1 protein-coding gene is annotated in these 393 nt (G+C 48.9%); it reads left to right on the top strand.

Features of this window, described 5'->3' with window-relative positions:
* Nucleotides 1-354 (top strand): hypothetical protein (locus tag SPHN_RS18355; protein ID WP_248525286.1); only part of this gene is annotated, 354 nt, incomplete at its 5' end.
* Nucleotides 355-393 lie beyond the last annotated feature (39 nt).

The following is a 393-nucleotide window of genomic DNA, read 5'->3' as shown; positions in this document are numbered from 1 at the left end:
GAGAAGGGGAGGAAGGGAAATAGGGAGAAAGAAGAAAAAAAGAAGGGGGAAGAAGAACGAAACGAGGACGGGGCAGAAATGGAAGGACGTGACAATATGCAAGAGCGCGAGAGACGCATCATGAGGATGCGGAAGGATAGACGGGAGATGGAACAGGAAGAGGACGAGAAGAAAGAAAGAGAGGAGGGTAAGCGAGGCAAAGAGCGAAAAAGACAGAAAGGAAGGGAAAGAAAAAAAAGGAAGAGGAGGAAGGAAGAAAGGAAGAGGGAAGAGAGAGGGGAGGGAAAAAGGGAAGGGGGAGGGGGAGGAGGGAGGAGGAAGGAAGAAAGAAGAGAGAAAGTTTTAGATATGTGAAGAAAGATGATCATGTCGCGGAAAGCTGCCGTCTAACGA

It is taken from the genome of Sphingomonas faeni (genome assembly GCF_023195535.1).
In the GTDB taxonomy this organism is placed as follows: Bacteria; Pseudomonadota; Alphaproteobacteria; order Sphingomonadales; family Sphingomonadaceae; genus Sphingomonas; species Sphingomonas faeni_B.
This window is presented reverse-complemented; position numbering and strand designations above follow the sequence as displayed.